Below are 11495 nucleotides of genomic sequence, written 5' to 3' on the forward strand. Positions count from 1 at the left end.
GGGGATTCCCCCTAGTTTCTTTTTTTAGGAGGGTACCTAATGAGAAAAATACTCATTATTGATGATGAAAGAAATGTAAGATTGCTTATAGAGAAATTTTTAGATGAATATGAAATTGATTCACTCATTAGTGTGGAGGAAGCTTTAAAAAAGATCGTGGAAAATAAAGTAAAGTACGACCTTATTATCACCGATTTAAAACTTCCAGGAAAATCAGGCTTGGAATTAATTAGGGAATTACGCAACAACGCATACGAGTGTCCTATTTTAGTTGTATCTGCATATGTAAAACCAGAAATATTATCCGAAATTTTTAAATATGACAAAGTAGATTTTCTTTCAAAACCTTTTACAAAAGATGAATTAACAAAAAAAGTAAAAAGTTTAATCGAGGAGCAAAAAGATTCATTTGATAAAGCATTAAGAAATGCAAATAAATATTTAGAATTAGGAGAATTAAACAAAGCAGAAAAAATGATAAAACAAATGTTTTACATACTTCCTTCTTCGCCTATTCCACATTATCTGATGTACGAACTACTAAAGAAAAGGGGAAACATTAATCTTGCCGAAAAACATCTAAAAGCCGCAAAAGCCCTTGATGAGGAGGAAAACAATGAAAAAAATTGACGAACTTTATCTTGTAATAATTGGCTGTGGTAAAGTTGGCGGTAACGTATCAAGTATTGCATCTTCTATGGGACACAGTGTAGTTGTAATTGATAAGGAAGAAAGCTCATTTGAAAATTTATCACCAGATTTCACTGGATTTTCTATTGTGGGTGATGCCACTGAAAAAGACGTACTTGAAAATGCCAAAATAAACAAAGCAGACTATGTCTTGGTACTTACTCACGACGACAATACAAATTTTCTTATTTCTTTAATGTGCAAATATTATTTTGGAGCAAAAAAAATAATTACAAGGGTCTATGATCCAGATAATGTAAGTTTATTTCAAGAATACGATATTGAAATTATTTCTCCAACTCTACTTATAATTGGTGAATTAAAGCGAATATTGGTTGGTGATTTGCTATGAAAGTTGTCATAATAGGTGGCGAAAAAATAGCATACTTTATGGCAAAATCCTTTTCAAGTAAGGGATATAAAACATATTTGGTAAATAAAGACCAAAAAGTATGTGAGGATTTTGCACGTGATTTAAAAGCAGTGGTAATACACGGAGATGCAACAAAAAAGAAATTATTAGAACAACTTGATATAGAAGAAGAAGATATAATCGTAGTTTTAACAAACAAAGATAAAGAAAACCTAATAATAACTCAATACGCCAGAAAAATATTCGGAGTAAAAAACATAGTAACTCTAGTTAACAATCCAGACAATATAGAACTTTTTGAAAAATTGGGAATCACAGCAGTTGTAAGTACAACTACCATGCTGCAAAAGGCCGTAGAAAATCTTCTTTTTGGAAAAGAACTTGAAGAATTTCTTTCAATTGAAGAAGGAAAACTATCATTTTTGAAAGTAGATATCCCTGAAACCTCTAAAGCTGTTGGAAAATACTTAAAAGATTTAAATCTTCCACACGAATGTGTAGTGGGAGGAATTCTAAGAAAAGGAGAAGTTATAATTCCACATGGTAACACTCAAATAAAAGCAAATGATAGGCTCTATATCGTAGGTCTTCCAACTGCTCAAACTGAAATATTAAATATATTAACGGAGGAATAAAATGCCAAAAAAATCAGAACAATACAAGGTCATTATATACAACGTTGGTTTAATATTAATGTACTATGCAATAATTATTCTTTTCCCCATTTTTTTGGTACTTTTCTATCCAAATGAAATGATAAATATCTTTGGATTTGCATTTCCTGCGTTCTTCTCGTTTATTTTGGGTTATACCCTTTTTAAAATATCAAATATTTCTTCTCCACAAACTGTAACTGTTAGAGAAGGTGCTGTAATTGTTCTACTTACATGGCTTTCAGTTGTACTAATCGGTTCCATTCCGTTTATGATTATTGAACATTTAACCTTCTCACAAGCTGTTTTTGAATCTACCAGTGGTTTTACAACAACTGGATTGACTATGTTTACAGATGTCACAAATGTTTCAAAAATGATTTTAGTTTGGAGAAGCTTTATGCAATTTATAGGTGGAGCAGGCTTTGCGCTTATAATGATGGGCTCAGTAATAGGTCCTAAGGGGTTTGGTTTATACCACGCAGAAGGAAGAGTCGATAATATTGCTCCCAATATAAAAAGATCAGCAAGAATAATTTCATTGATATACGTTTCTTACGCTATAGTAGGTACCATACTATTAGATATCTTTGGAATGCCACTTTTCGACGCATTTAATCATTCCCTAACAGCACTTGCAACGGGTGGTTTCTCTGTTAGAAATGGCAGTATAGGTGAATATAATAATTTGTCTTTAGAAATAATTATAATAATTTTAATGTTTTTAGGTGGTACGGGGTTTGGTGTTCATTATGTACTATGGAAAGGAGATTTCAAAGCATTGAGCAAAAATGGAGAGCCCTGGCTTATGCTTTCAACAGTTTTCCTAACCTCTACTCTAATTAGCATAAATGGATTTGGAAAAATATTTAACAGTTTTTCAGAAGGATTTAGAGAATCAATCTTTCAAACAGCATCTGCAATAACTGGTACTGGTTTTTCAACTGTCGATTTAACTAATCCCATGTGGGTTAACTTTGGGCTTGCAATGTTTATTTTAACCTCACTAATGATGGCAGGTGGTGGTATGGATTCAACTGCCGGTGGACTAAAACAGTACAGAATTTGGGTAACTATAAAAGTGGTAATACATTCTATAAAAGAATTTCTTTTACCTTCTAAAAGTGTTACTAAAATTTTTGCATGGAAAGGTCAAAATAAAAATACCATTACAAATGACGATATAAAAGAAATATTTTTAGTATTTTCTATGTATTTTTTCACATTTTTCATAGGTAGTATAATATTATCCACTTATGGCTATGACCTAACAAGTTCCATGTTTGAATTTGCATCTGCAATGAATGGTGTAGGTTTATCCGTGGGCATAACAAAACCAACAATGCCACTTGGTGCAATGTGGACATTAACAATAGCAATGTTTACAGGAAGACTAGAATTCTTAGTAATCATATACGCAATCGCAAAACTTGTCGTGGATCTCAAAGAAACCATTAAAAAATAGTTTTGATCCTATTCAACGCCTCTTTCAAAATTTCTCTGGAGGTAGCAATATTCATACGTTGATATCCTTCACCACCTGGCCCAAATTCTGCCCCATCGTTCAACCATACTCCTGCATTTAATAATTTTTGGTGAGGATTTTGAATTCCTCTAAAATCAATCCACATTAAAAATGTTCCTTCAGGCAAATTAACATCTATATTTAGTTCTTTCTCAAAAAATTTTTTAACAAACAAAGCATTTTCATAAATATAATCTAATAATTTATCCAACCAATGTCTTCCCTTTGTATAAGCAACTTCCGTCGCAACAATGGAAAAAATATTGGAATGTCCTAAATGCTGTAATTCAATTATCCTTTCAAATCTATCCCTTAAAAGCTTATTTGGAATTATCGCATTTCCAGACTGAAGCCCTGCAATATTAAAACTTTTGTTTGGTGAAGTAAGAACAATTGTATTATTATAGAATTTTTCATCTATACTTAAAAAGACCCTGTGTTTATTATTAAAAATAATATCTGCATGAATCTCATCAGAAACTACAATTATATCATTTTTCAAGCAGATTTCTCCTAACATTTCTAACTCTTCTTTCTTCCAAACTCTTCCAACGGGATTATGTGGACTGCATAATATTAACATTCTAACATCCTTATTTATTTTTCTCTCCAAATCCTCAAAATCCATTTCATAGTAGCCATTTCTTTCAATTAAATTATTATACACAATTCTTCTACCAGAATTTACAACCACTTCATAGAATGGTCTATATACTGGTGGCTGGACAATAACCTTTTCTCCCGGAAGCGTAAACGCCTGTATTGCAAATGAAATACCTGGTACAACGCCTGGAACAGCAACAATCCAATCTTTTTTTATTTCAAAATCATGATATTCTTTAAACCATGTTATTACAGCATTGTAATAACTATCAGGTCTAAATGTATATCCGAAAACTCCATGCTTTACCCTTTTCAAAATAGCCTCTTTTATTTCTTCTGAAACTTCAAAATCCATATCAGCAACCCAAAGAGGTATTATATCTTCTCTTTTAAGATCCCATTTATACGAATTAGTTCCCCTTCTATCAGGTACCTTATTAAACATCTAAATTCCTCCTTAACGTTACATAAGATGTAGGTGTCTCATAAAGTTTTACTTCATATAAAAAATACCTATCTGTCTTTAACTTTTCTGTCAACCTTTCCCATATCCATTCTGCAATATTCTCCGCACTTGGTTGCTCAATAATATCATTAATATATGAATGATCCAAAATGTTCAATACATTTTCTTTTACTATGTTTTTCAATTCAATAAAATCAATCACCATTCCTTCTTCGTCTTTTTCGCCAGCTACTGTAACTATCAATTTATACGTATGCCCATGCAATCTTTCACATTTCCCATGATACTTTACCAAATTATGTGCAGCATCAAATGTAAATTCCTTTGTAATAAGAAGCAAACTATCACCCCTAACATTTATTTTATCATTTTTAACAAAAAATGCCTCCTTACAAAGGAGGCATATTTGGTCTGGGCGGCGGGATTTGAACCCACGACCTCCAGATCCCGATTCTGGCGTTCTAGCCATCTGAACTACGCCCAGGCACCGTAACTATTCTAACATATCAATCAAAAATCTGCAATGCAATTTTCATTACACTCTTTAGATTCTAGTTGAATTGTAGAATGAAAAAAACCATTCTTCTTTAACAACCCTTTCATTTCTCCTAGATATCTATCGTATTCTTCTCCATTTACCCTTACATGAGTTTCCAAATAAAGGGTATGACCATCCAAAGACCAAATATGTAAGTGATGTACATTTTCGACAAAATCGAATTCTTCCAATAATTTTTTTACTCTATTTAAATCAACTCCTTCAGGAATTCCCTGCATAACTATGCGAATTGATTCTTTTAGTATATGAATTGATTCAAAGATTATATAACCTGCAATAACAAAAGTAATTATAGGATCAAGTATCCAAAGGTTATAATATTTCATTATATGGCCAGTTACAATAATACCAATTGAAGAAAACATATCACTAAAAATATGCAAAAACGCAGATTTTAAGTTTAAATTTTCTTTTCTATGTACAAATAACAAAGCTGCGGTAAAAAGATTACCAAATAATCCAATATATGCTATCACTAACATAACTAATGTATTTATTTCACTGGGATATACCAATTTTTTCACACCTTCTAATATAATTGTAAAGGAAATGGAAAGTAAAACAACTATATTAATAATCGATGCAACTAACTCTGAACGTTTATATCCATATGTATACTTTCTATCTCTTGGTTTTTTGGAAATCTTCCTTGCAAAATAACTCGTTAAAAGCGCACCTGTGTCACTTAGATTATGCAACGCATCTGACACAAGTGCCAAACTACCTGAAATTAGACCGCCAATTACCTCCGAAACTGTGATAATTAAATTAAACCCAACAGAAAAAGCTAATTTTTTTTCTACTACATCGTGACTATGTTTATGCATTTTTACTCCCTCCAAACTCTTGTATATGCTCTATCGCATACTTAATAATCACAACAATATGTTCATCATATAACCTATAGTATACATTCCTTCCAATCTTTTTGTACCTTACAAGATTGGTCTGCCTTAAAATTCTCAATTGATGCGAAACAGTTGATTGAGTTGAATTAGTTATTTTTTGAAGTTCAGTAACATTACATTCCTTTTCAGAAAGTGCAAGTAAAATTTTCAGCCTAGTTTGATCACTTAGTACTTTAAAGAATTCAGACAACTCATATATCATATCATCACCTCTATATATGAATAATTGTTCATATATATTATACATCAAGTGATGATTTCTGTAAAGATTTACTTAAAATTATCATATTAAGTTCTAATTAATGATATACTTTATACGTAAAAAGATATGTGGGGGGGTAACAGATGGTAGAAAGATATGCTCTTGAACCTTTAAAATCTCTTTGGTCTTTAAAAAGTCAGTATGAAAGATGGTTGGAAGTAGAACTATCGGTTATACGTGCCTATGAAGAATTGAAAATAGCACCAAAAGGAACGTATGAAAACGCCAAAAAAAATGCTTACATAAACGTTGAGAAAATTTTAGAGGTAGAGAAAGTAGTTGATCACGACGTAATCGCCTTTATAAAAGTAGCTACGTCAAAAATGGGAGAAGAAGCAAAATTTTTCCATTTTGGACTCACTTCCTCTGACATAGTAGATACTGCAAACAGTCTTGCACTTGTTAGAGCAACAAAGTTAATTATAGAAGAACTTAAAAAGTTGTCAGAAATACTCCTAACTAAGGCATTAAACTTTAAAGATTTAGTCACTATTGGTAGAACGCACGGTGTCCATGCCGAACCTACATCATTTGGATTAAAATTCCTCTCTTGGCATGCAGAAATCGAAAGAAATATAAAAAGATTGGAATTTGCCATGGAAGAAATTTCTATAGGTAAACTTTCAGGTGCTGTGGGAAATTATGCAAATATTGATCCGGAAATTGAAAAATTAGCCCTATCTTTCCTCTCTCTAAAACCTACAAAAGTTGCAACTCAAGTAATTCCAAGAGATGTTCACGCATTTTTAATTGAAGTTTTTGCATTAGTAGCAAGCGCTATTGAAAGAATGGCAGTTGAAATCAGACATTTACAAAAAACAGAAACATTAGAAGTGCAAGAACCGTTTAAAAAAGGGCAACGAGGCTCTTCTGCCATGCCGCATAAGAAAAACCCAATTTTATGCGAAAGACTCACCGGTATGTCCAGAATAATAAGAAGTTATGTTAATGCGGCACTTGAAAATATAGTTTTGTGGCATGAAAGAGATATTTCCCATTCATCTGTTGAAAGATATATGTTTCCAGATTTAACAACAACATTATACTATATGGTTATAAAAACACAAAAACTAATTGAAGACCTAGTAATTTATCCGGAAAACATACAAAAAAACATAGAAATTACAAATGGGTTAGTTTATTCGCAAAAGGTTTTATTAAAACTTGTGGAAAAAGGCTTAACTAGAGAAGAAGCGTACAAAAAAGTTCAAGAAATAGCACTTTATTGTTGGGAAAATAACACTTCTTTTAAAGATGCCGTCAAGAAAAAATTTAACCTAACTGAAGATGAAATTAAAGAAATATTTGATCCAAAATATTACCTAAGAAATGTTGCTAAAATTTTTAAAAGATTTCAATAAAAGGTCCAAGTATCACTTGGACCTTTTATTGTATTCTTCTATCGCCTTTGCCATTATATTAATTGCATCTTTTAACTTTTCTGCACTCAACACATATGCTATTCTTATCTCACTTTTTCCCAATCCTGGTGTTACATAAAATCCTGAAAGAGGTGCAACCATAGTAGTTTTTCCATCTACTTCAAAATTTGAGAGCATCCATTTTATAAATTCTTCCGAATCATCAACTGGGAGTTTAGCAGCAAGATAAAACGCACCTTGAGGTTTGTGAACAACTATATCAGGTATCTTACTCATTTCTTCAAATGCAATATCTCTTCTTATATTATACTCTTTTATAACCTCTTTCATATATTCTTCATCCGCTTCTAAAAGCCCTAATGCACCATATTGTGTTGTTTCAGCAGGACATAACCTTGCTTGTGCAAATTTTAAAGCTGCTCTATAAAATTCTTTGTTTTTGGTAAGAAATGTACCAATTCTTGCACCACATGCACTATATCTCTTCGACAAACTATCCACAATAATTAGTCTATTCTTTATATTTTCAAAACTAAACATTGAAATTGCCTGTGTACCATCAAAGGTAAATTCCCTATAAACCTCATCTGAAATTACCACTAAATTGTATTTTTTGGCAACTTCTGCAATTGTTTTTAATTCTTCTTTTGAATAAACAACACCTGTTGGGTTTGATGGATTTGAAAATAAAATTGCCTTTGTTTTCGGAGAAATTACATTCTCAAATTCCTTTATATCAGGCATTCTATAGCCTTCCTCTGGCTTTGCAGTTACAGGCACAAGTCTTATATTTAAATAAGAGGCAAAACCTGCATAATTTGCATAAAAAGGTTCAACAACAATAACTTCATCATCTGGATCACAAACAACACCGAGTGCAAACATTATTGCTTCACTACCACCATTTGTCACCATTATCTCATCAGGTTGCACAGCTATGTTCCATAAATTATAATATTCAGAAAATTTTTCTCTAAGCTCTCTTATACCTTGTGAATGTGTATAAGAAACCACATCTTTTTTGTACTTTTCAATATATTCATACCATTGCTTTGGAGTTTTAATATCCGGTTGACCAATGTTTAAGTGATAAACATGTATTCCTCTCTTTTTTGCATCATCTGCATATGGTACTAACCTTCTAATCGGACTTGCAGGAGCACTAATTGCCCTTTTCGACAACATAAATCATTCCTCCTTAACAAATATAGTTTTCTCTTCTACTATTTCATACCCGTTCAGATTTCCGTTCCCTCTTACATCGATATATGCAAAATTCCCAAAATATTCAGTTCCTATTATTTCAAAATTTAAATAATGCAACTCTTGCATTACTTTTCCATATTTATTATAATCAACTTTTATCCTATAAACCTTTATTGGAACCATTTTTACTATCTTTACTTCCGTTAAAGCTTTCTCCACAACACTTGAATATGCATCAATTAATCCCCTAACTCCAAGTTTTACACCACCAAAATATCGAGTAACCACTACAACCACATTTAGTAAATCAAATTTCCTCAAAACTCCTAAAATAGGACGTCCTGCAGTTCCTGAAGGTTCCCCGTTATCTGAAGAAAACTCCACTATCTGCTCATGCTCTATCACTCTATACGCAGGACAATTATGAGTTGCATCATTGTATGATTTTGAAATTTCTCTTATAAACTCTCTTGCTTCTTCTGAATCATCAGCATGGGAAATAGTTGCAATAAAAATAGATCTTTTTATATTTATCTTTTTTTCATGCCTTCCAAAGATCGTCCTATAACTATTCATAACTTTTTCTTTAGCACCTCTTTACCATTTAAATCAAATATGGTTATTACAACTTCATTATTTTTTTCGATAACCATATACGTAGGAGGAAAACCACCTTTTGGTAATGAAAGACTACCAGGATTTGCAACAATTATTCCATCAATTTCTTCTATTTTTGGAATATGTGTATGCCCATGCAAAACTACTTTTACGTTATGCTTCTTTGCAAAAGAAATTAAATCAAATCCATCATTTTCAATTACTTCCCCATGAAATAAATAAACAGGTACTTTTCCAAAATATTCTATACTTTGCTTAGGCATTTCCTGGACACCCAAAACTTTTAAATCTACATCTGCATCACAATTTCCTCTAATATAGTTTATTTTGTGATTTTTTAGTTCCTCTGCTAGATTTTTTGGATCATATCCCTCGGGCAAAGGATTTCTAGGACCATGATATAATATATCACCCAAATGGAATATTTCATCCACTTCTTGTACTATATTTATCTTTTTCCAATTTTCCAATGAACCATGTGTATCAGAAACTACAAGAATTTTCACAGTTTCACCCCTTCTTTAAATATAACAGGTCAAAAAAATAAGGTCACTCCTGTATTACTTTATTCAAAAGTCTTTAAAATTATTTAAAAACCAAATACTTCACCATTCTAAACTTTGCGCAATTTTACAAGCAAGTTCAACGTTATTTTCTAAAAGTTTTATATTTGATTCTAAAGTTCTTCCATTGGATAATTCCACCAATCGTTTTAAAATATAAGGAGTCACTTCTTTCCCCTTTACATTTTCCATTTCTTTTTCAATTATTTCTATATATCTTTCTATTTCATCGTTGTCTATTTCGTATACTTTAGGTATAGGATTTGCTACTAAAATTGCACCTTTTATTCCAAGACTTTCTTTCGTTACAAAAATTTTTGCAATTTCTTTTGTGCTTTCAACTTTGTAAATCCTCTCATCAGACAATCCATTATAAAAAATTGGAAAATATTCTGTTTTATACCCTAAAGTTAACACTTGAAATGTTTCTAAAAATTCCAACGTCCTCCTTATATCTAATATCGATTTACATCCCGCTGAAACAACAATTATATTTGTATTTGAAAGTTCCATGATATCTTGTGATACATCCCATTCTCCCCTGTGAACACCACCAATGCCTCCTGTGGCAAATACCTTTATATTTGCTAAACTTGCAAGTTTTGCAGTAGAACTCACAGTAGTTGCCGCAGATTTTTTCAAAGAAACTGCATATGGTAACTCTCTAGTACCCACCTTTATAGGATTATCCTCAATAAGTTCAACCACTTCCTCTTCTGACATTCCAATTTTTACTTTTCCCTTTAATACACCGATAGTTGCTGGAACACAGTTATTATCCCTTACCAATTCCTCCAACCTTCTGAAAACTTTCAAATTCTCAGGATAAGGAAGGCCATGGGCTAAAACCGTACTTTCTAGCGCAACCACTGGTTTGTTGTTTTTTAACGCCTCACTCACTATTTGAGAAATTTCTAAAATAATCACACCTCCTATTTTACTTTAATATTCTTTGAAAAATTAATTTCTCCTTTCTTAGTCTTTACAATTACTTTTATCGTATATTCTCCGCTTTTTAACTCTCCAAGATTTAGGCTATATGATGGAACCGAAAATGCTTGGGTAACAATACTTCCCTTTTCTGGCTCTTTAAAATATAAATTAATCAATACTTTATTTTCATTAACAGCATAATCTTGAAGAACGAGCGAATAACCACCTGTTTTTTGTAATCCCATTGAAATTACAACATAAATTTCATCATCACTATCAAACAAATCTTTCTGTATAAATCTTTGAGTAACAATCCCAGTATAAATTCCCTGTTTTTCGAATCTTGGCATTAAAACAGCTCCTACCTCCGTATTTTTTTCAACTTTATCAATTTCATAATCTCCCAAATATACTCTAGACTTTGAAGGACAAATTAAAAGGAATGAAGAAATTACGGAATAAATTCCATCTTTTTTGTTTTTTATTCCTATATACATTGTCTCATCTTTTAATTTGATCTTTAAAGTGGTTTTTTCAATAAAATTTTTTGCTACAAAATACCAACCCTTTATTATATACCCCTTTTGTACACCATCATCAAATAATTTTAAATAATATATCATATTACTCTTTGTACCAACAAAATTAAACATCTGGTCTGGAAAAACAGCATCAACTTTGTACACCATTACATTGATAGAAAAGAAAGTAGATACACATAACAAAAACAAAAAAAATAAATATTTTTTCACAC

14 protein-coding genes and 1 tRNA gene are annotated in these 11495 nt (G+C 31.6%); 5 read left to right on the forward strand and 10 right to left on the reverse strand.

Annotated elements, in window-relative coordinates; translation table 11 throughout:
• Positions 1-39 precede the first annotated feature (39 nt).
• The 4 genes from AS157_RS03035 to AS157_RS03050 are packed head-to-tail and all read left to right on the forward strand — an operon-like array spanning position 40 to position 3181.
• On the forward strand, positions 40-630 hold the full coding sequence (locus AS157_RS03035; RefSeq protein WP_077289725.1) for a response regulator: 591 nt from the start codon (positions 40-42) through the stop codon (positions 628-630).
• The gene (locus AS157_RS03040) at positions 617-1042 is read left to right on the forward strand and encodes a potassium channel family protein (RefSeq protein WP_075666286.1); all 426 of its coding nucleotides are present in this window, start codon (positions 617-619) and stop codon (positions 1040-1042) included. The genes AS157_RS03035 and AS157_RS03040 overlap by 14 nt, the downstream gene beginning before the upstream one ends.
• The gene (locus AS157_RS03045; protein WP_077287760.1) at positions 1039-1698 is read left to right on the forward strand and encodes a potassium channel family protein; all 660 of its coding nucleotides are present in this window, start codon (positions 1039-1041) and stop codon (positions 1696-1698) included. The genes AS157_RS03040 and AS157_RS03045 overlap by 4 nt, the downstream gene beginning before the upstream one ends.
• Before the next feature lies 1 nt (position 1699).
• Positions 1700-3181, forward strand: coding sequence for a TrkH family potassium uptake protein (locus tag AS157_RS03050; RefSeq protein ID WP_077289724.1), 1482 nt, complete (start codon positions 1700-1702; stop codon positions 3179-3181).
• On the opposite strand, the gene AS157_RS03055 is transcribed toward AS157_RS03050, so the two are convergent.
• From AS157_RS03055 to AS157_RS03075, 5 genes are all read right to left on the reverse strand, one after another.
• Positions 3171-4289, reverse strand: coding sequence for a MalY/PatB family protein (locus AS157_RS03055; protein ID WP_077289723.1), 1119 nt, complete (start codon positions 4287-4289; stop codon positions 3171-3173). The genes AS157_RS03050 and AS157_RS03055 overlap by 11 nt on opposite strands.
• A complete protein-coding gene (gene queD, locus AS157_RS03060; RefSeq protein WP_197023252.1) occupies positions 4282-4650 on the reverse strand; it encodes a 6-carboxytetrahydropterin synthase QueD in 369 nt (122 codons plus the stop codon). The genes AS157_RS03055 and queD overlap by 8 nt, the downstream gene beginning before the upstream one ends.
• Before the next feature lie 67 nt (positions 4651-4717).
• Positions 4718-4794 (reverse strand) — tRNA-Pro (locus AS157_RS03065).
• Between the two features lie 26 nt (positions 4795-4820).
• Complete coding sequence (locus tag AS157_RS03070; protein WP_077289721.1) at positions 4821-5696, reverse strand: cation diffusion facilitator family transporter; 876 nt, start codon at positions 5694-5696, stop codon at positions 4821-4823.
• Entirely contained in the window at positions 5689-5979 is a 291-nt protein-coding gene (locus AS157_RS03075) for an ArsR/SmtB family transcription factor (protein WP_231450368.1), read from the reverse strand. Before AS157_RS03075 ends, AS157_RS03070 begins: the two co-directional genes overlap by 8 nt.
• A gap of 143 nt (positions 5980-6122) precedes the next feature.
• On the opposite strand from AS157_RS03075, the gene purB reads away from it, so the two are divergent.
• Positions 6123-7400 (forward strand): adenylosuccinate lyase, encoded by a 1278-nt coding sequence (gene purB, locus AS157_RS03080; RefSeq protein WP_077289720.1) that lies wholly within the window; start codon positions 6123-6125, stop codon positions 7398-7400.
• 12 nt (positions 7401-7412) lie between these two features.
• Here the strand turns inward: purB and AS157_RS03085 are convergent, their stop codons facing one another.
• The 5 genes from AS157_RS03085 to AS157_RS03105 all read right to left on the reverse strand — a co-directional run bounded on the left by AS157_RS03085 (position 7413) and on the right by AS157_RS03105 (position 11493).
• Positions 7413-8606: a pyridoxal phosphate-dependent aminotransferase gene (locus AS157_RS03085; RefSeq protein WP_077289719.1), complete on the reverse strand. Its 1194-nt coding sequence runs from the start codon at positions 8604-8606 to the stop codon at positions 7413-7415.
• Between the two features lie 3 nt (positions 8607-8609).
• Positions 8610-9203 (reverse strand): IMPACT family protein, encoded by a 594-nt coding sequence (locus AS157_RS03090; protein ID WP_077289718.1) that lies wholly within the window; start codon positions 9201-9203, stop codon positions 8610-8612.
• Entirely contained in the window at positions 9200-9751 is a 552-nt protein-coding gene (gene yfcE / locus AS157_RS03095; RefSeq protein ID WP_077289717.1) for a phosphodiesterase, read from the reverse strand. The genes AS157_RS03090 and yfcE overlap by 4 nt, the downstream gene beginning before the upstream one ends.
• A 99-nt stretch (positions 9752-9850) precedes the next feature.
• Entirely contained in the window at positions 9851-10729 is an 879-nt protein-coding gene (locus AS157_RS03100; protein WP_231450389.1) for a pseudouridine-5'-phosphate glycosidase, read from the reverse strand.
• 11 nt (positions 10730-10740) lie between these two features.
• The gene (locus AS157_RS03105; RefSeq protein ID WP_231450366.1) at positions 10741-11493 is read right to left on the reverse strand and encodes a protease complex subunit PrcB family protein; all 753 of its coding nucleotides are present in this window, start codon (positions 11491-11493) and stop codon (positions 10741-10743) included.
• Positions 11494-11495 lie beyond the last annotated feature (2 nt).

The sequence above is a fragment of the Thermosipho sp. 1244 genome, assembly GCF_018588215.1.
GTDB lineage: Bacteria > Thermotogota > Thermotogae > Thermotogales > Fervidobacteriaceae > Thermosipho > Thermosipho affectus.

Coding starts and splice junctions, on each gene's coding strand:
- AS157_RS03075 (WP_231450368.1), bottom strand. CDS start 5,979: ATGATATATGAGTTGTCTGAATTCTTTAAAGTACTAAGTGATCAAACT.
- AS157_RS03085 (WP_077289719.1), bottom strand. CDS start 8,606: ATGTTGTCGAAAAGGGCAATTAGTGCTCCTGCAAGTCCGATTAGAAGG.
- AS157_RS03055 (WP_077289723.1), bottom strand. CDS start 4,289: ATGTTTAATAAGGTACCTGATAGAAGGGGAACTAATTCGTATAAATGG.
- AS157_RS03050 (WP_077289724.1), top strand. CDS start 1,700: ATGCCAAAAAAATCAGAACAATACAAGGTCATTATATACAACGTTGGT.
- AS157_RS03045 (WP_077287760.1), top strand. CDS start 1,039: ATGAAAGTTGTCATAATAGGTGGCGAAAAAATAGCATACTTTATGGCA.
- AS157_RS03040 (WP_075666286.1), top strand. CDS start 617: ATGAAAAAAATTGACGAACTTTATCTTGTAATAATTGGCTGTGGTAAA.
- AS157_RS03090 (WP_077289718.1), bottom strand. CDS start 9,203: ATGAATAGTTATAGGACGATCTTTGGAAGGCATGAAAAAAAGATAAAT.
- AS157_RS03035 (WP_077289725.1), top strand. CDS start 40: ATGAGAAAAATACTCATTATTGATGATGAAAGAAATGTAAGATTGCTT.
- AS157_RS03070 (WP_077289721.1), bottom strand. CDS start 5,696: ATGCATAAACATAGTCACGATGTAGTAGAAAAAAAATTAGCTTTTTCT.
- purB (WP_077289720.1), top strand. CDS start 6,123: ATGGTAGAAAGATATGCTCTTGAACCTTTAAAATCTCTTTGGTCTTTA.